Raw genomic sequence first — 17,401 nt, 5'->3', positions numbered from 1 at the left:
TCGCGCCTAGACTTGTCTTACAGGCAGCCTGTTCTGTCACGACGACCGTCCTGCAACACACGGGCTATTCGCGCATCTGATGCAGACGAGGCGCACGCAACGAATCCCGACGAGGATGACCATCATCATGAGCACGACCGCAGTTGAACCTTACAAGTCCGGAGTCTTCGACCTGACCCACAAGCTGACCGTGGAAAAGCATGGCCATACCGCACTGATCACCATCAACCATCCGCCGGCCAACACCTGGGATCGCGACTCACTGATCGGCCTCAAGCAGGTGGTCGAACATCTGAACCATGACGACGAAGTTTACGCACTGGTCATCAGCGGTCAGGGTGAAAAGTTCTTCAGCGCCGGTGCAGATCTCAAGCTCTTCGCCGACGGCGACCGCACCCGGGCGCGCGAGATGGCGAAGCGCTTCGGCGATGCCTTCGAGGCCCTACGCGAGTTTCGCGGGGTATCGATAGCGGCCATCAATGGCTTCGCGCTCGGCGGCGGCCTCGAATGTGCATTGGCCTGCGATATCCGCATTGCCGAACAACAGGCTCAGCTCGGCTTGCCGGAAGCTTCGGTCGGCTTGCTGCCCTGCGCCGGCGGCACACAAGCGCTCGCCTGGCTAGTGGGCGAAGGCTGGGCCAAGCGAATGATCCTCTGTGGTGAGCGGGTAACGGCGGATACGGCTCTGCGTATCGGTCTGGTGGAACAGGTCGTAGAACCTGGCGAAGCGCGCGGTCATGCATTGCTGCTGGCCTCTCGTGTTGCGCGTCAGAGCCCAGTTGCAGTACGCACGATCAAACCGCTGATCGATTCGATGCGTAGCCGCGGGCCCGTGAGCCTCGCGGCCGCCGAGCGGGAGGCCTTCGTCGATCTGTTCGATGCCGAGGATACCCTTGAAGGCGTCAACGCCTTCCTGGAGAAGCGCGATCCGCGCTGGAGAAATCGCTGAAGACTGAAGCGTAGAGGCGATCGCCAAGGGCCGAAGGTGGGGCCGAGCGCCGCAGACCGACGCTATCCAGTCTGCCCTCGCTCGCCCCATGCCCGGTGTGCTGACCCCGGAAACACTCAGCGGTAATGGCGATCGTTGAAGCCACGCCGCTGGTGCCGATAATCGCGTCCATCGCGGACCAGGGGCGGTCGACCAAAATTCTGCGGACGGTCCTGGCGTAAGCGGTGGGGATGGTCAAATCCTGACCTGCGTCCATTGTCCCAACGCTGAAACTGGCGAATCTCACCCCGGCGCCCATGGTTCCAGCGGTGCCGATCAGACCCACGGTGCCTATCGTAATACTGCGGAGGAAGCTGCCCTTGATAGCGCGGCGGCAGATTCTGCGGATATTGCCGGTAGTGAGAGTATGGACTGCGAGGATCGTACTGGTACGAACGGCTTTCGACTCGATAGCTGCCGCCGTCCGGCTGGTAGAACCACACGCCACCCCGCGAATCAGCACACACATGGGTGCCGAATCCCAGTCCGAGCAATAGGACCGCCATTCGAATATTCATTGAACACCTCCAGCAGCCGCTCCATCTGAAAGCTGCGACCTCACCCTATCAGACCACAGCAAATGGCAGGCTGATATCCGAGCGGACGGCTGGTGCATTTCCATATGTGTCACCGAGCCGCAGCATGAGCAGAAGCCGCCGACCGTCGCGGCCTTGTATGGCTACCACCGGTTCCCCGATAATGGCGGCCTTTTAGCCTCGGCTCATGCAGAGCGCCACAGGAACCCCGCGATGACCGAACTCGCCCTGATCATGGTTAGCGCCATCCTGGTCAACAATTTCGTGCTGGTGCAGTTCCTCGGTCTGTGCCCGTTTATGGGTGTTTCGAAGAAAATCGAAACCGCCATCGGCCTCTCGCTGGCTACGACCTTCGTCCTGACCCTGGCAGCAATGTGCAGCTACATCATTCAGCAGTACGTGTTGAAACCGCTGGACCTCGAATTCTTACGCACCATCAGTTTTATCCTGGTGATCGCCGTCGTAGTGCAGTTCACCGAAATGGTGGTGAACAAGACTAGTCCACTGCTGTACCGAGTTCTGGGGATTTTCCTGCCGTTGATCACCACCAACTGCATCGTGCTCGGTGTCGCCCTGCTCAACGCCAACAAAACCGAGTTCACCTTCATTACCGCCACGGCTAACGGTTTTGCCGCCGGTCTGGGCTTCTCGCTGGTATTGGTGCTGTTTGCCGCCATGCGTGAGCGCATCGCCATTGCCGACGTTCCAAGGTCTTTCCAGGGCGCTGCCATCGGCATGATCACCGCCGGATTGATGTCGCTGGCGTTCATGGGCTTCAGTGGGTTGATCAAGCTATGAGTCTGGTTGTGATTGCCGTTCTCTCGCTCCTGGCGCTGTGTCTGGTGTGCGGCGCGATCCTCGGTTTTGCCGCGGTGCGTTTTCGCGTGGAAGGCGACCCGATCGCCGAACAGATCAATGCGCTACTGCCACAGACGCAGTGCGGCCAATGCGGCTACCCAGGCTGCAAACCCTACGCCGAGGCGATTGCCGGCGGCGACAAAATCAACAAGTGCCCGCCGGGCGGCGAATCGACCATCCAGGCCCTGGCCGATCTGCTCGATGTCGAGCCAGAACCGCTGGACGCCGTCGAGGGTGAAGTCCCGCCCCGCGTCGCCTATATCCGCGAAGCCGAGTGCATCGGCTGCACAAAGTGCATCCAGGCCTGCCCGGTCGACGCCATTGTCGGCGCGGCGAAGCAGATGCACACAGTTATCGTTTCCGAGTGCACCGGCTGCGATCTGTGCGTTGAGCCCTGTCCCGTGGACTGTATCGACATGATCGAAGTTGGCAGCAACCTGCAGAGCTGGAAGTGGGATCAACCGCTGATGCCGGGCCAACTGATCGCCAGTGACCGGGGGCAGGCCGCATGACTTCGCTGAACGTCTGGGATATCCATGGCGGCATTCACCCGCCGGAGCGTAAAGACCTGTCCAACCGGACGCCGATCCAGCAAGCGCCGCTGCCCACTCGATTGGTGGTGCCGCTTGCCCAGCATCTTGGCGCACCGGCCGAGCCTTGCGTCATTCTGGGCGAACGAGTGCTCAAGGGACAGAAAATTGCCGAGGCCACGGGCTTCGTCAGCGCGCCGGTACATGCACCCACCTCAGGCACCATCAGCTTCATCGGCCCTCAGCCCTACCCGCACGTGTCGGGCATGCCCAGCGCTGCCATTGTCATCGACAGTGACGGGCAGGACGAGTGGATCGAACTGGAGCCGAAAACGGCCTACCAGGCCATGCAACCTCGCGACCTGCTGGAGCTGATTCGACAGGCAGGCATCAGCGGCCTCGGTGGCGCGGGCTTTCCCACTGGCGTCAAGCTGACAACCCCTCCCGGTCAGCAGATCCGCACGCTGATCATCAACGGGACCGAATGCGAGCCCTATATCACCGCCGACGACCTGCTGATGCGCGAGAAAGCCGCGCAACTGGTCGCTGGCATCGAGATCCTTGCGCACCTGATCCGGCCGGAGCAGGTACTGATCGGCATTGAAGACAACAAGCCCGAAGCCATCGAAGCCGTGCGCACGGCGGTCGGTGAGCGCAACTATGTCGTAAAGGTGTTTCCGACCAAATACCCCTCCGGTGGCGAGAAGCAGTTAATTCAGATTCTGACTGGCGAAGAGGTCCCCAGCGGCGGCCTGCCGGCGGACATCGGCATGCTTTGCCAGAACGTCGGGACCTGTGTGGCCGTTCATGATGCGGTGCTGCTGGGCAAGCCACTCATTTCGCGTATCACCACGCTGACCGGTGAGGCGCTGGCACGGCCGATGAACGTCGAGGTGTTGATCGGAACACCGGTCGCGGAGCTGCTGGCCTTCGCAGGTCTCGAACAGAACAGGCTCAACCGTTTGATCATGGGTGGGCCGATGATGGGCTTCACCCTGCCCTCGATGGATGTCCCGCTGATCAAGACCACCAACTGTCTGCTTGCCAGTACATTGGAGGAGTTGCCGCCCCCGCCTCCGGCGCTGCCGTGCATTCGCTGCGGCGAGTGTGCGGAGGCTTGCCCAGCCAGCCTGTTGCCGCAACAGCTGCATTTCTTCGCGCTGGGCCAGGAGCATGAACAGCTCAAGGCGTATAACCTGTTCGACTGCATTGAGTGCGGCGCCTGCGCCTATGTCTGCCCGTCGAGCATCCCGCTGGTGCAGTACTACCGCGCCGCCAAGGGCGAAATTCGCACACTGGAGCAGAAACAGCAAAAGGCCGAGCATTCCAAACAGCGCTTCGAACTGCGCCAGGACCGCTTACGACGCGCCGAAGAGCAGAAGGAAGCCGACCGCAAGGCACGCGCTGAGCGGGCCGCCCGAGCCAAGGCCGCTCAGGCCGACGCCAGCGCGACCGCCAGTCAAGACGATCCAGTGGCCCGCGTTCAGGCGACCAAAGCCGGGCTGTCCGATGAGCAGAAGAAGCTCAAAATCGAAGCGAGCATGGCCCAGGTTGCTCTGAAGAAGGCCGAGAAGCAGTTCGCCGCTCACGCAACGCCGGAGCTTGAATCCCAGGTCACCGAATTGCGCCAGGCCGCAGCTGCCGCGCAAAAGGCACTGGACGACGCAATCGCCACCGCCGCGCCGTTACCGGTAGCGCCACCTGCCGATGAGGCCGCAAAAAAAGCCAAGATCGAAGCAGCCATGCTCCGCGCGCAGATTCACAAGCTGGAGAAACTCGAAACGCTGGACACAGACCAACAAAGCGAACTGAGCAAGCTTCAGAGCCAACTGGCCACGGCCGAGCAGGCCATTGCCGCCGCGCAGCAGAGCGCACCTGCCGCCGCCCCGGCCAAACCGGCCGACGACGAGGCCCTGAAGAAGGCCAAGATCGAAGCGGCCATGCTGCGGGCACAGATTCGCAAGCTGGAAAAACTCGAAACGCTGGATACGGACCAGCAGGCGGAACTGAGCAAACTCCAGGGCCAACTGACCGACGCCGAACGGACGCTCGCCTCCGCGCAGCAGAGCGCAGGTGTTGCCGCCCCGGCCAAGCCTGCTGGCGACGAGGCCCTGAAGAAAGCCAAGATCGAACTGGCGATGAAGCGAGCCGAGCTGAAAAAGGCCGAAAAGCAAGGCACCGAAGAGGCCGAACTGAGCAAGCTCCGTGATGGCTTGGCCAGCGCCGAGCAAGCGCTGCATGACGCCGAAGAAAATTCAGGAAAGCCCGCACCAGAATTGGTTCGTACCGAAAAACGTCCGGTGGACGAGCAGGCTCGCGCGCTAAAGACCGACGTTGCCTTCGCCCGTGCCGACCTACGTAAGCTGGAGCGTGACGAGGCCAGCGAAGCCAGCGCAATCGAGGCCGCCAGGCTTCGGCTGAGCGAAGCGGAACGCAAGCTGCAGGAATACACCGATTCTATAGGAGTGGACACGCCCCTGGCGTGACCATCCTGGGTGGCGCGACATCAACCGCCCTAATCAGCATTCGACCGGAGAGCCAATGGCCCTGCCCCGCATCACTTCACCGCACACCAAGGGTAACAACCGCACCCAACGGGTCATGTTGCTGGTGCTGGCCGCCACGCTGCCCGGCGCAATTGTACTGACCTGGCTGTATGGCGCCGGCACATTGATCAACCTGGTCTGGGCCAGCGCCGTCGCGCTTGGTTGTGAGGCGCTGATCCTCAAGCTTCGGCAACGCCCGGTGCCATTCTTCCTGCGCGACGGTAGCGCGCTGGTCACCGCCGTGCTGCTGGCTCTGGCGCTCCCCCCCTATTCGCCCTGGTGGCTGACCCTGATTGCCACGGGTAGCGCCATCGCTTTTGGCAAACAGCTCTACGGCGGACTGGGGCAGAATCCTTTCAACCCGGCGATGATTGGCTACGTAGTGGTGCTGGTTTCCTTCCCCGTGGAAATGACCACCTGGCCAGTGCCGCACAGCGTCGGCCTGGGTGCCGGACTACAGCAGATCCTCGGCATCGCTTCGCTACCCGATGGCTGGTCCCAGGCCACTGCCCTCGACGTGCTCAAGGTCAACAAGAGCCTGACGGTCGAGGAACTCTGGGCGAACCCGGCCTTCGGCCATTTCGGCGGAATCGGTTCGGAAGTGGTCAATCTGGCATTCCTGGCTGGCGGCCTGTTCCTTCTGCACAAGCGCCTGTTCAGCTGGCATGCGCCGGTGGGCATGCTCGCCGCGCTCACGCTGATGAGCCTGCTGTTCTGGAACGGTTCGGGCTCCGACAGCCACGGCTCGCCGCTGTTTCATCTGCTCAGCGGCGCCACCATGCTTGGCGCATTCTTCATCGTGACGGATCCGGTGAGCGGCGCCACCAGCAATCAAGGCAGGCTGATCTTCGGTGCCGGGGTAGGCATTCTGGTCTATGTCATCCGCGCCTGGGGCGGTTATCCGGATGCCGTGGCATTCGCCGTGCTGCTGATGAACCTGGCCGCCCCCACCATCGACTATTACACCCGCCCGCGCACCTACGGCCACCGCAAGGCCGAGCGCGGTTTCAAGGTGGGCGAATGACATGATTGTTCCTGAACTCAGCCGCTCAATGTTCAAGAACAGCCTGGTTCTGGGCCTGTTCGCCGTGGTGACGGTAGGTGCCGTGACCTTGCTGCAGCAATTCACTGCCGAGCGCATCCAGGCGTCCGAACGTGCCGCGCAGCTAAGTGCCTTGAACGAAATTCTGCCCCGCGACAGCTACGATAACCAGCTGCTCGACAGCAGCATCGAGGTGCACGATCCACTGCTCGGCACCCGCAAGCCGCTGGCGGCCTATATCGCCCGCAAGGACGGCAAGCCCAGTGCGGTGATTCTCCAAGCCATCGCGCCTGATGGCTACAGCGGTGCGATACAGCTGCTCGTCGGCGTACGCGCGGATGGACGAGTGGCCGGAGTACGGGTGGTCGGTCATCGCGAAACACCCGGCCTAGGCGACAAGATCGAACTGGCCAAGAGTTCCTGGATCCGCAGCTTCGACGGCCGTTCACTGACCGACCCAGACGAGTCCGGTTGGGCCGTGAAGAAGGACCGTGGCGCGTTCGACCAGTTCGCCGGCGCTACCATCACGCCGCGCGCAGTGGTCGGCGCAGTGCATCGGGCCTTGCAGTACTTCGACGCGCACAAGGCCGAGCTGCTCAATGCCAGCGGTAACCCAATTACACCGGAGCAGGCCTTGGAGGACATGGCAGAACCCGCCGATGTCACCACCCATTCGCGCGCCGGCGCCGCCGCAACCCGTGACGCGTTGCCGACCGAGAGTCCGCAGCCCGAACAGAAGGGCCAGACACCATGAGCAATCCCAGCTATCGCGAACTGAGCATCAACGGCCTGTGGAAAAACAACCCCGCGCTAGTCCAACTGCTAGGCCTCTGTCCATTGCTCGGGGTGAGCAATTCAGTGGTCAATGCCCTGGGGCTGGGCCTTGCCACCGCACTCGTACTGATCTGCTCGAACATCGGCGTGTCGCTGGTGCGCGGTGTGGTCAACACAGCCGTTCGCCTGCCGGCGTTCGTGATGATCATCGCGGCGCTGACGACTTGCATCGAGCTACTGATGCAGGCCTACACCTACGAGCTGTATCAGATTCTCGGCATCTTTATCCCGCTGATCACCACCAATTGCGTGATCCTTGGCCGCGCCGATGGTTTCGCGGCCAAACACAATCCACTCATCGCAGCCTTCGATGGGCTCGTCATGGGTCTGGGTTTCGCCCTGGTGCTGGTGGTGCTGGGTGGCTTGCGCGAACTGTTCGGGACGGGCGCGTTATTCGCCAACATGCATCTGCTGTTCGGCCCGATCGCCGCCGACTGGCAGCTCACCCTTTTCAGTGACTACAAGGGCTTTCTACTGGCGATCCTGCCGCCCGGCGCGTTCATCGTGCTCGGCCTGCTGATCGCTCTGAAGAACCGCATCGACCTGCAACTGGCCGAGCGGGCCAAGGCCCAGCAGCCGGCAGAACCGGTACAGAGCCGTCGCGTTCGCGTCACAGGGGCGATCGAATGAAGACCGTAGGCTTTGCCCGATGAATGCCACGAAACGCCGGGAAATCTTTCGTCGCTTCCACGAAGACAACCCCGAGCCGAAAACCGAGTTGGCCTACAGCACGCCCTTCGAACTGCTGATCGCAGTGATCCTGTCGGCTCAAGCCACGGACGTCGGCGTCAACAAGGCAACGGCCAAGCTCTACCCTGTTGCCAATACACCGGAAGCCATATACGCGCTGGGTTACGACGGTCTATGTAGCTATATCAAGACCATCGGCCTGTATCCGAGCAAGGCGAAGAACGTGCTCGAGACCTGTCGCATCCTCATCGAGAAACATGGCAGCCAGGTGCCGGACAATCGCGAGGACCTCGAAGCCCTGCCTGGCGTAGGCCGCAAGACGGCTAATGTTGTGCTCAACACCGCCTTTCGCCAGTTCACCATGGCAGTGGACACACATATCTTCCGCGTCGCCAACCGCACCAACATCGCCCCAGGTAAGAACGTGCTGGAGGTCGAGCGCCGGTTGGTCAAGTTCGTCCCGAAAGAGTATCTGCTCGATGCCCATCACTGGCTTATCCTGCACGGGCGCTACGTCTGCAAGGCCCGCAAGCCGCAATGTGGCAGTTGCCGCATCGAAGATCTTTGCGAGTACAAGCATAAGACCTCGGACGATTGATCAGTCAGGTAGAAAAGCTATCGCCTGATTGAAAAAATCTTTTTTACGGCCTTCTCTTTTGCCGCTATAAGGTGCGCCAACAGCGCGCCTTAGCCGTGGAGTAAGCCAAGTGTCCGAGAAAGAAGAGATCCAGATTGAAGATGACTTCGTCGCTGATGACGAAGACGATACTGCAGAGGCTCCGGTCGAAGTGGCCAAGACCAACCTGACCAAGCGCCGGATTATCGACAACCTGCTTGAAGAGCGCCGTCTGCAGAAGCAACTCAATGACTTCGACTTCGATCTCTGAAGTGAAAAAGCCCCGCGATTCGGGGCTTTTCTTTTGCCGGCCAGATCAATCGCGGCGCGATGGGGACAACAGTTCGACCTTATAGCCGTCCGGGTCCTCGATAAACGCGAGGATGCTGCTGCCGTGCAGCATCGGTCCAGGTTCGCGGGTGACCTTGCCGCCGCGGCTGCGGATATCCTCGCAAGCCTTGTAGACGTCTTCCACTTCCAACGCGATATGGCCGTAACCATTGCCTAGATCGTACTGGTCGACGCCCCAGTTATGGGTCAGCTCCAGCACACTGTTATGCGCTTCATCGCCGTAGCCGACGAAAGCGAGCGTGAACTTCCCTTCTGGGTAATCCTTGCGGCGTAGCAGTGTCATGCCCAGCACTTCGGTGTAGAAGGCGATGGATCGCTCCATGTCACCGACTCGCAGCATGGTATGCAGCAGTCTCATGGTCTTGTCTCCTCAGCAAGGCGTCTAAAGGTGCAGAAAGCATAACCCCGGCTCGTGGCCGGGGTCATGGTCAGGCATGGGCAGTCGTTAGAACTGCGTCCGGCCCTTGTTCGCAGCGATGCGCATGCGCAGCGCGTTGAGCTTGATAAAGCCACCGGCATCGGCCTGGTCATAGGCGCCAGCGTCGTCCTCGAAGGTGGCGATGTTGGCGTCGAACAGCGAATCGTCCGATTTGCGGCCGGTGACGATGACGTTGCCCTTATAGAGCTTCAGGCGCACCACACCGTTCACATTGATCTGGGAGGCGTCGATCATCTGCTGCAGCATGCTGCGCTCCGGGCTCCACCAGTAGCCGTTGTAGATCAGGCTGGCGTACTTGGGCATCAGCTCGTCTTTCAGGTGAGCGACTTCACGGTCGAGGGTGATCGACTCGATAGCGCGGTGCCCCTTGAGCATGATGGTGCCACCGGGAGTCTCGTAACAGCCACGCGACTTCATGCCGACGTAGCGGTTCTCGACGATGTCCAGGCGCCCGATGCCGTTCTCGCCACCGACCTTGTTCAGGTAGGTCAGTACCTCGGCCGGGGTCATGTCCTTGCCGTCGATAGCGACGATGTCGCCCTTGCGATAGGTCAGCTCGATATAGGTCGGGGTGTCCGGCGCGGTTTCCGGGGAGCGGGTCCAGCGCCACATGTCTTCTTCGTGCTCGGTCCAGGTGTCTTCCAGCACGCCACCTTCATAGGAGATGTGCAGCAGGTTGGCATCCATGGAGTACGGTGACTTCTTCTTGCCGTGGCGCTCGATCGGAATCTCGTGCGTGGCGGCGTAGTCCATCAGCTTCTCGCGCGAGAGCAGATCCCATTCACGCCAGGGTGCAATGACCTTGACACCCGGTTTGAGCGCGTAGGCGCCCAGCTCGAAGCGCACCTGATCGTTACCCTTGCCGGTGGCACCATGGGAGATGGCATCGGCGCCGGTTTCGTTGGCGATCTCGATCAGACGCTTGGCGATCAGTGGGCGGGCAATGGACGTACCCAGCAGGTACTCGCCTTCGTAAACGGTGTTGGCGCGGAACATCGGGAAGACGAAATCGCGAACGAATTCTTCGCGCAGGTCGTCGATGTAGATTTCCTCGACACCCATGGCCTTGGCCTTGGCACGCGCTGGCTCGACTTCCTCGCCCTGGCCGAGGTCAGCGGTAAAGGTCACCACTTCGCAGTTATAGGTGTCTTGCAGCCACTTGAGGATCACCGAGGTGTCCAGGCCACCGGAATACGCCAGGACTACCTTCTTTACGTCGGCCATTGCCATCCACTCCCGGGATTGTAAGGAAAGCGGGGATTCTACTGGTCGCGACGTTTGTTTTACAGGGGCGTGAGCGTCGCTCGGCATCAGGACGACGGAGCGTTGCCTTCGGCAGCGGCTGTGGTGGTCGCAGGACCACGCTCCAAGCGCAGGGTCACCCGCCGGTTCTTGGCTCGGTTAGCCGCGCTGCTATTGGAAACCAACGGATAGCGCTCACCATGAAAACGTAGCGTGATTTGCTCCTTTGGCACACCATTGGCGATCAGATATTCCTCGACCGCCAACGCCCGGCGACGGGACAGGTCGCGGTTGGTCAGGCGGTTACCGCTGTTGTCAGAGTGACCGTCGAGCTGGACTCGATTGACGCTCGGATCGGCCTTGAGAAACTGCAGGATGATGTCGAGCTTGGCCTGCCCCAAGGCATCGAGCGCGACGTCACCGGTGGGAAACCCGACCTGCGAATGGCGGATCTGTTCGAAATTGACCGGCAACAGCTTCGCCGTACAGGCGCGGAAATCCTCGTAGGCCTTGCCGAAACGTGCGGGCAGCAACCGCACCTCCAGCGCTTCACCGCCCTGCCGTGTGTAGTGACGCACCACTGGACTCCGCCCTTCGAGCAGCCCGCTGAGCAGACGGCCGGCCTGTAGCTGCGAACTGTTGAATGGGATTTCGCCACCCGCTACAGCAACAACGCCCAGATTGATATCGCTCCGTTCTGGCTGCCAGGGGGCAGCGGCCGCGAGCAGCGTCGCCGAGCCGTTGCCCAACCAGCGCTCAGGTGACTGCAAACGGAACGTTGGTTGCTCTCCCGCTCGCCGCACGAATTCCCCTGCGCCGAAACCGGCCACCGGCTGCGTCAGACGGCACTCGAACTGATCGCCTTCCACCTGCCACTGCGCCCGCTCCAGACGTGTCTGGAACGTGAGAGCATCGGCCGGTTGGGCCAGCAGGCAGGCAAGAATTAGAAGGCGCAAGCGCACGATGGGCTCCAGGAGCGAAAGTAGTGTCTTAGTCTCTTGGGTATCGGTCGTACTCACGGAAACTTGAAGTAGACGAGGCGAAGCCTGCGTTTGGCGCTGGCGATAGAACCAACGTTCGGTGACACTATTCCCGCCAGCGCTTAGGAAGTGTTGCTGACCAAATCAGGCAAACTCCATTGGCTGGAGCAACGGCGCAGCCAGCAGCCGCGCCATGATACCGAGCCGCAAACGAGCGTCTGGGCAAAGCCTGCGTGTCGTTTTCTGTCGATTCTTCCCATCGAGTGGATGCCTTGAAGCAAGACAGCCTGCCACCCCGACAAACAGCCGAATCGCCCGACCCGCTTCCGGTGTCACATCTGGACATCCTGGGCGGAACGCCGCTGATCATCTGCGAGCACTGCGATTCGGTGTATCAGCGCCCTGCATTGGCGCGCCGCCAGACGGCCCACTGCGTGCGCTGTGGCGCACTGCTGGAGCGGGCCAGATTCCTGAACGCCGATCAGTTGCTGGCGCTGACATTGGCTGCCGCCATCCTGTTTCTATTCGCCAACACGTTTCCCATCATGCAGATAGGCCTGCAGGGCCTCAGCAACGAGGCGACGTTATGGGGGACCGTCGAGGCATTGGCGCAAGGGCGGATCACGCCCATCGCGCTGGTCGCTGGCCTGAGCATCATCTTCGCGCCGGCTTTGCAGATCATTCTGCTGACCTGGGTCCTGGTGTATGCGCGCAGCGGCCAAATCGCGCCGGGTTTTAGCGCCTGCATGCGGGCGCTGGAACATCTTCGCCCCTGGAGCATGCTCGAAGTGTGTTTGCTCGGCATTCTGGTCGCCATCATCAAGCTCGGCGACATGGCCGACGTGCATCCGGGGATCGGACTCTGGGCCACGGCCGTCCTGACCATTCTGATCCTGCTGATCGCGGGCCGCGATGTGCGCGACGGTCTGTGGGACGAACTGGGCGTACCGGGACGATGATACGGCCGCCCTACGCTTGTGAGCTGGGCCTGCAGCTTTGCCACGACTGCGGCCTGGCATGTCGCCTGGAAGATCTCGAGTGTCCGCGCTGCGAGGCCCCGCTGCATCGGCGCAAACCGAATAGCCTGGCGCGCACCTGGGCATTGCTCATTGCAGCATTGGTTCTGTATGTCCCGGCCAACATGCTGCCGGTGATGTACACCGACATGTTCGGCAGCGGCAGCGAAAACACCATTCTCAGCGGCGTGGTGGAATTCTGGAAAGACGGCTCGTGGGATATAGCCCTGCTGATTTTCATCGCCAGCGTCGGGGTGCCTTGCATGAAATTCTTCGTCCTCGGCATGTTGTTGATCAGCACCCAACGCCGTAGCCGCTGGGCCATGCGCGAACGCGCACGGCTGTACCGTTTCATCGAAACCATCGGCTACTGGTCGATGCTGGACGTGCTGGTGGTCGCGCTGGTGGCGGCATTGGTGCAGTTCCGCGCCCTGGGCACCATCGAGCCGCGCCTGGGTATTCTGTTCTTCGGGCTGGTCGTGGTGCTGACGATGATGGCCTCGATGAGCTTCGATCCGCGATTGATCTGGGACGCAGAGAAAAACGATGTCAGATAACCCTCACTCTCCTGAATTATCAGCCGGCTCCCCCGAGATCAGGCACCGGCGTGTCCGTGTCTCGCTGGTCTGGCTGGTTCCCATCGTCGCCGCGCTGGTGGGATTTTCCATGGTCATGCAGAACTGGCTTTCAGCCGGACCGCAGATAAGCGTGAGTTTCGAGACGGCGGAAGGGCTCGAGGCCAACAAGACACAGGTCAAGTACAAGAACGTGGTCATAGGTCAGGTCACCGCGATCGCGCTCAGTGAGGATCAAACCCGCGTCATCGCCACCGTGCAGCTGGATCAGAACGCCGAGCCATTCACCCGCGAAGACACCAAGTTCTGGGTCGTGCGTCCGCGCATCGGGGCCAGCGGCGTGTCCGGCGTCGATACCCTGCTTTCCGGCGCCTTCATCGGGGCCGATGCCGGTCGCGCGGAAGAAACCCGGCGCGAATTCATCGGCCTGGAAGCCCCGCCGCCGGTGACCTTCGGCGCTAAAGGCAAGCAGTTCACGCTGCACACCGATGACCTGGGTTCGCTCGGCATCGGCTCGCCGCTGTATTACCGTCGCATTCAGGTCGGCCAAGTGATCTCGTTCAAGCTTGCCGACGACGGCAAGGGCGTTCAGGTTCAGGTCTTCGTCAATGCCCCCTACGATCAGTTCGTCACCGACGACACCCGCTTCTGGAATGCCAGCGGCGTCGACGTGTCCATCGCTGCGGATGGCCTTCGAGTCAATACCGAGTCACTGTCGGCCATACTCGCCGGCGGCATCGCTTTTCGCGCGCCCAACTACAGCCCGGACGCGAAGCCAGCCACGCAAGACAGCGAGTTCTCGCTGTTTGCCGATGTTCGCCAGGCGATGGCACCCGCTGACGGTCAGCCGCGCTACATTCAGATGCGTTTCGGTCAGCCCCTACGCGGCCTGAAAGTCGATGCGCCGGTGGAGTTTCTCGGCGTGCCGGTCGGTCGCGTGGTATCGGTCAAGCTCGACTACGACGAAAAGAGCAAAACCTTTCCCGTAGTAGTCGGTGCGGTGATCTTCCCCAATCGCTTGGGCGCTGCGCACGACAAGCTGACCAAGACCCTGGGCGGCAATACCGAAGAGCACACCGCTCGTCTCATGCAGATATTCGTCGAGCGCGGGCTGAGGGCGCAGGCACGAACAGGCAATCTGCTTACCGGCCAGCTGTACATCTCGCTGGACTTCGACCAGCGGGCGCCGAAGGTCGCCTTCGACCAGAATGCCCGCCCAATGGTCATTCCCACCATCGCCGGCAGCTTCGACAAGCTGCAGGAACAACTGCAGGCCATGGTCGACAAACTCAGCAAGCTGCCCATCGAGTCCCTGGCCGATAACCTGAATGGCAGTCTCGGTGAGTTGCGACAGACCCTGAAGCAGGTCAACGGTGATGTCCTTCCCCAGCTCCAGCGAACATTGGAGCGATCGGAACAAACCCTGCAGAACGCCAACCAAACGCTGGCCGAGGGTTCGCCGCAGCGTCAGCAACTGGGCGACACGCTCGAAGAAGTCCAGCGTGCGGTACGCTCCGTACGGGCACTTTCCGACTATCTCGGACGCCACCCGGAATCGCTGATCCGCGGTCGCAGCAGTGACGAAACACCGGCCAACTACAAGGGCCAAGCCACTTCCCGCGAACTGAATTCGGAGCACCAGCCATGACCCCGCGTCCCTCTCTCCTCATGCTCGTCGGCGCATTGATCCTGGGCGCCTGCAGCTCGGTGCCGACGCGCTACCACACGCTCATTGCCACCCAGCCGCAGACGACCGGCACCGTCGAGCCGGTCGCGTTCCAGTTGCAGGTGCTGCCCGTGCGAATTCCCGTGCAAGTCGACCAGCCGAGCCTGGTGGTGCGCGAAAGCGATGGCCGCCTAGCGATTCTCGAGAACGCGCTCTGGGCCTCGCCGCCTGCCGATGAGTTCCATGATGCATTGGCGATCGAGCTGGAACACCGCCTCGGCGTACGCGACCTGGCGGGTCTGCCGGGACGGGCGGGAGCACCGGTGATGAGCCTGCGTACCGATGTTCGTCGTTTCGACTCGCTGCCCGGCGTGCATGCCGCACTGGACGTTGTATGGAGTCTGGAGCTGAGCGAACGCGGCGGGAGCAGCCGGACACTGACCTGCGCCAGCGTGATCCACCAGCAGGCGGGCGTCGAGCTGGACAGCCTTGTGCTGGCCCACCAGCGCGCCATCGCCGGGCTGGCCGACAGCATTGCCCGGACGGCTCGGCATTGGGCAACGAATCCCAATGGCGATTGCCCGCGGCCCTGATGCCGGCCATGCGCCCACCATTGCGGTTCTTCGCGGCGCCCTGGCAACTTCACTGTTCCGCCCGATCGGCGCTTATAGTTTCAGGGGCTGAAGCGAGCCACCGAATTTTCCGGTAGCATTTGCGCACGTTTTACCCGCCTGGAACCCTGCATGTCTGACCGACTGACACTACTGCGCCCCGACGATTGGCACATTCATCTGCGCGACGGCGCAGCGTTGCCGCACACCGTGGCGGACGCCGCACACCAGTTCGCGCGCGCGATCATCATGCCGAACCTGGTTCCGCCGGTTCGCAATGCCGCGGAAGCGCAGACCTACCGCCAGCGGATCCTAGCCGCCCGCCCAGCCGGAAGCGTATTCGAGCCGCTGATGGTGCTCTATCTCACCGATGGCACGCAGCCCGACGACATCCGCGCCGCCAAGGCCAGCGGCTTCGTTTATGCGGCCAAGCTTTACCCCGCCGGCGCGACCACCAATTCGGCGTCGGGCGTAACCCGCATCGACAACATCTTCCCAGTGCTGGAGACCATGGCCGAAGTCGGCCTGCCGCTGCTGGTGCATGGCGAGGTCACGCGCTCCGAGATCGACATCTTCGATCGTGAGAAATATTTCATCGACGAACAGCTGAGTCGGATTACCGAGCGTTTCCCCAGCCTCAAGGTGGTGTTCGAACACATCACCACCCGCGACGCGGTGCAGTTCGTCGAGGCGGCCAGCGCCAATGTCGGCGCGACGATCACCGCCCACCATCTGCTCTACAATCGCAACCACATGTTGGTCGGCGGCATCCGTCCGCACTTCTTCTGTCTGCCGATCCTCAAGCGCAACATCCATCAGGAAGCCCTGCTCGACGCGGCCACCAGCGGCAATCCGAAGTTCTTCCTCGGTACCGACTCAGCCCCCCATGCCCAGCATGCCAAGGAAAATGCCTGCGGCTGTGCCGGCTGCTACACCGCCTTTGCGGCGATCGAGCTGTATGCCGAGGCGTTCGAGCAACGCCAGGCGCTGGACAAGCTGGAGGCCTTCGCCAGCCATTTCGGTGCGGACTTCTATGGCCTGCCGCGCAACACCGAGCAGATCACCCTGGTCCGTGAATCCTGGAGCGTGCCGGCCAACCTGCCATTCGGCGAGCACAACGTGGTGCCCCTGCGCGCCGGCGAAACCCTGCAGTGGCGGTTGGAGACAAGCGCATGAGTGACGAGCAGTTCGACGACGAACTCGAAGGCAATGTCCCTGGCAAGCCGCGCTCGCCCATGGCAAGGCGCTTTCGTGGCTTCCTTCCGGTTGTGGTGGACGTCGAGTGCGGCGGCTTCAATTGCGCCACCGATGCGCTGCTGGAAATCGCCGCGGTGACCATCGGCATGGATGAGCAGGGCCTGCTCTACCCACAGGAAACGCTGTTTTTCCGGGTAGAGCCCTTCGCTGGGGCCAACATCGAGGCCGCAGCGCTGGAATTCACCGGCATCAAGCTGGACCATCCGCTACGGATGGCGGTTCCTGAATCTCAGGCGCTGAACGAAATCATCCGCAGTGTACGCAAGGCGGTGAAGTCAGCCGGCTGCAAGCGCGCCATTCTGGTTGGTCACAACAGCAGCTTCGATCTGGGCTTCCTCAACGCGGCCATTGCGCGCTGCGACATCAAGCGCAACCCGTTCCACCCGTTTTCCAGCTTCGACACCGCCACCCTCGCCGGCCTCGCCTATGGCCAGACCGTGCTGGCCAAGGCCTGTCAGGCGGCTGGAATCGATTTCGATGGACGGGAAGCTCACTCGGCTCGCTACGACACCGAAAAGACCGCCGAGCTGTTCTGCGGCATCGTCAATCGCTGGAGAGAAATGGGCGGCTGGGAAGAGTTCGACGAGTGAAGCGGACACTACCCCTGCTCGCCCAGCCGGGCAT

The 17,401-nt window shown here is 61.8% G+C and carries 18 protein-coding genes; 15 read left to right on the top strand and 3 right to left on the bottom strand.

Annotated features, from left to right (window positions below; genetic code table 11):
- The first annotated feature begins 127 nt into the window (after positions 1-127).
- The 9 genes from UF78_RS05410 to UF78_RS05365 all read left to right on the top strand — a co-directional run bounded on the left by UF78_RS05410 (position 128) and on the right by UF78_RS05365 (position 8,911).
- Positions 128-949, top strand: a complete 822-nt coding sequence (locus UF78_RS05410) for an enoyl-CoA hydratase (protein ID WP_045161107.1) — start codon at positions 128-130, stop codon at positions 947-949.
- 788 nt (positions 950-1,737) lie between these two features.
- Positions 1,738-2,322: an electron transport complex subunit RsxA gene (gene rsxA, locus UF78_RS05400; protein WP_045161000.1), complete on the top strand. Its 585-nt coding sequence runs from the start codon at positions 1,738-1,740 to the stop codon at positions 2,320-2,322.
- Positions 2,319-2,894: an electron transport complex subunit RsxB gene (gene rsxB, locus UF78_RS05395; RefSeq protein ID WP_045160999.1), complete on the top strand. Its 576-nt coding sequence runs from the start codon at positions 2,319-2,321 to the stop codon at positions 2,892-2,894. The genes rsxA and rsxB overlap by 4 nt, the downstream gene beginning before the upstream one ends.
- A complete protein-coding gene (gene rsxC, locus UF78_RS05390; protein WP_045160998.1) occupies positions 2,891-5,398 on the top strand; it encodes an electron transport complex subunit RsxC in 2,508 nt (835 codons plus the stop codon). The genes rsxB and rsxC overlap by 4 nt, the downstream gene beginning before the upstream one ends.
- A gap of 55 nt (positions 5,399-5,453) precedes the next feature.
- Positions 5,454-6,482 carry an RnfABCDGE type electron transport complex subunit D gene (locus UF78_RS05385; protein WP_045160997.1) on the top strand — a complete coding sequence of 343 codons (1,029 nt, stop codon included), beginning with the start codon at positions 5,454-5,456 and terminating at the stop codon, positions 6,480-6,482.
- 1 nt (position 6,483) lies between these two features.
- A complete protein-coding gene (gene rsxG, locus UF78_RS05380; protein WP_045160996.1) occupies positions 6,484-7,254 on the top strand; it encodes an electron transport complex subunit RsxG in 771 nt (256 codons plus the stop codon).
- Entirely contained in the window at positions 7,251-7,964 is a 714-nt protein-coding gene (locus tag UF78_RS05375) for an electron transport complex subunit E (RefSeq protein ID WP_045160995.1), read from the top strand. Before rsxG ends, UF78_RS05375 begins: the two co-directional genes overlap by 4 nt.
- Before the next feature lie 19 nt (positions 7,965-7,983).
- Positions 7,984-8,622, top strand: coding sequence for an endonuclease III (gene nth, locus UF78_RS05370; protein ID WP_045160994.1), 639 nt, complete (start codon positions 7,984-7,986; stop codon positions 8,620-8,622).
- Between the two features lie 109 nt (positions 8,623-8,731).
- Complete coding sequence (locus UF78_RS05365; protein WP_045160993.1) at positions 8,732-8,911, top strand: PA3496 family putative envelope integrity protein; 180 nt, start codon at positions 8,732-8,734, stop codon at positions 8,909-8,911.
- Between the two features lie 45 nt (positions 8,912-8,956).
- On the opposite strand, the gene gloA is transcribed toward UF78_RS05365, so the two are convergent.
- The 3 genes from gloA to UF78_RS05350 form a co-directional block, all read right to left on the bottom strand.
- Positions 8,957-9,349: a lactoylglutathione lyase gene (gloA, locus tag UF78_RS05360; protein ID WP_045160992.1), complete on the bottom strand. Its 393-nt coding sequence runs from the start codon at positions 9,347-9,349 to the stop codon at positions 8,957-8,959.
- Positions 9,350-9,436: 87 nt separating this feature from the next.
- A complete protein-coding gene (locus UF78_RS05355) occupies positions 9,437-10,654 on the bottom strand; it encodes an argininosuccinate synthase (RefSeq protein WP_045160991.1) in 1,218 nt (405 codons plus the stop codon).
- A gap of 86 nt (positions 10,655-10,740) precedes the next feature.
- Positions 10,741-11,634: a flagellar protein MotY gene (locus UF78_RS05350; RefSeq protein WP_045160990.1), complete on the bottom strand. Its 894-nt coding sequence runs from the start codon at positions 11,632-11,634 to the stop codon at positions 10,741-10,743.
- Between the two features lie 362 nt (positions 11,635-11,996).
- On the opposite strand from UF78_RS05350, the gene UF78_RS05345 reads away from it, so the two are divergent.
- From UF78_RS05345 to rnt, 6 genes are all read left to right on the top strand, one after another.
- Positions 11,997-12,611 carry a paraquat-inducible protein A gene (locus UF78_RS05345; RefSeq protein WP_080890557.1) on the top strand — a complete coding sequence of 205 codons (615 nt, stop codon included), beginning with the start codon at positions 11,997-11,999 and terminating at the stop codon, positions 12,609-12,611.
- On the top strand, positions 12,608-13,225 hold the full coding sequence (locus UF78_RS05340; RefSeq protein WP_045160989.1) for a paraquat-inducible protein A: 618 nt from the start codon (positions 12,608-12,610) through the stop codon (positions 13,223-13,225). The genes UF78_RS05345 and UF78_RS05340 overlap by 4 nt, the downstream gene beginning before the upstream one ends.
- Entirely contained in the window at positions 13,215-14,891 is a 1,677-nt protein-coding gene (locus UF78_RS05335) for an intermembrane transport protein PqiB (RefSeq protein ID WP_045160988.1), read from the top strand. Before UF78_RS05340 ends, UF78_RS05335 begins: the two co-directional genes overlap by 11 nt.
- Positions 14,888-15,502 (top strand): PqiC family protein, encoded by a 615-nt coding sequence (locus tag UF78_RS05330; protein WP_045160987.1) that lies wholly within the window; start codon positions 14,888-14,890, stop codon positions 15,500-15,502. Before UF78_RS05335 ends, UF78_RS05330 begins: the two co-directional genes overlap by 4 nt.
- Positions 15,503-15,652: 150 nt before the next feature.
- On the top strand, positions 15,653-16,696 hold the full coding sequence (pyrC, locus tag UF78_RS05325; RefSeq protein ID WP_045160986.1) for a dihydroorotase: 1,044 nt from the start codon (positions 15,653-15,655) through the stop codon (positions 16,694-16,696).
- Entirely contained in the window at positions 16,693-17,367 is a 675-nt protein-coding gene (rnt, locus tag UF78_RS05320) for a ribonuclease T (RefSeq protein WP_045160985.1), read from the top strand. The genes pyrC and rnt overlap by 4 nt, the downstream gene beginning before the upstream one ends.
- Positions 17,368-17,401 lie beyond the last annotated feature (34 nt).

The organism is Stutzerimonas stutzeri (assembly GCF_000952685.1).
Classification (GTDB): Bacteria; Pseudomonadota; Gammaproteobacteria; order Pseudomonadales; family Pseudomonadaceae; genus Stutzerimonas; species Stutzerimonas stutzeri_E.
The sequence above is the reverse complement of the archived record's forward strand: the minus strand, read 5'-3'. Positions and strand labels throughout refer to the sequence as shown.

What these genes read in the sequence shown, in the direction of transcription:
- UF78_RS05410 (WP_045161107.1), top strand. Translation starts at nt 128, where the DNA reads ATGAGCACGACCGCAGTTGAACCTTACAAGTCCGGAGTCTTCGACCTG.
- rsxA (WP_045161000.1), top strand. Translation starts at nt 1,738, where the DNA reads ATGACCGAACTCGCCCTGATCATGGTTAGCGCCATCCTGGTCAACAAT.
- rsxB (WP_045160999.1), top strand. Translation starts at nt 2,319, where the DNA reads ATGAGTCTGGTTGTGATTGCCGTTCTCTCGCTCCTGGCGCTGTGTCTG.
- rsxC (WP_045160998.1), top strand. Translation starts at nt 2,891, where the DNA reads ATGACTTCGCTGAACGTCTGGGATATCCATGGCGGCATTCACCCGCCG.
- UF78_RS05385 (WP_045160997.1), top strand. Translation starts at nt 5,454, where the DNA reads ATGGCCCTGCCCCGCATCACTTCACCGCACACCAAGGGTAACAACCGC.
- rsxG (WP_045160996.1), top strand. Translation starts at nt 6,484, where the DNA reads ATGATTGTTCCTGAACTCAGCCGCTCAATGTTCAAGAACAGCCTGGTT.
- UF78_RS05375 (WP_045160995.1), top strand. Translation starts at nt 7,251, where the DNA reads ATGAGCAATCCCAGCTATCGCGAACTGAGCATCAACGGCCTGTGGAAA.
- nth (WP_045160994.1), top strand. Translation starts at nt 7,984, where the DNA reads ATGAATGCCACGAAACGCCGGGAAATCTTTCGTCGCTTCCACGAAGAC.
- gloA (WP_045160992.1), bottom strand. Translation starts at nt 9,349, where the DNA reads ATGAGACTGCTGCATACCATGCTGCGAGTCGGTGACATGGAGCGATCC.
- UF78_RS05355 (WP_045160991.1), bottom strand. Translation starts at nt 10,654, where the DNA reads ATGGCCGACGTAAAGAAGGTAGTCCTGGCGTATTCCGGTGGCCTGGAC.
- UF78_RS05340 (WP_045160989.1), top strand. Translation starts at nt 12,608, where the DNA reads ATGATACGGCCGCCCTACGCTTGTGAGCTGGGCCTGCAGCTTTGCCAC.
- UF78_RS05335 (WP_045160988.1), top strand. Translation starts at nt 13,215, where the DNA reads ATGTCAGATAACCCTCACTCTCCTGAATTATCAGCCGGCTCCCCCGAG.
- UF78_RS05330 (WP_045160987.1), top strand. Translation starts at nt 14,888, where the DNA reads ATGACCCCGCGTCCCTCTCTCCTCATGCTCGTCGGCGCATTGATCCTG.
- pyrC (WP_045160986.1), top strand. Translation starts at nt 15,653, where the DNA reads ATGTCTGACCGACTGACACTACTGCGCCCCGACGATTGGCACATTCAT.
- rnt (WP_045160985.1), top strand. Translation starts at nt 16,693, where the DNA reads ATGAGTGACGAGCAGTTCGACGACGAACTCGAAGGCAATGTCCCTGGC.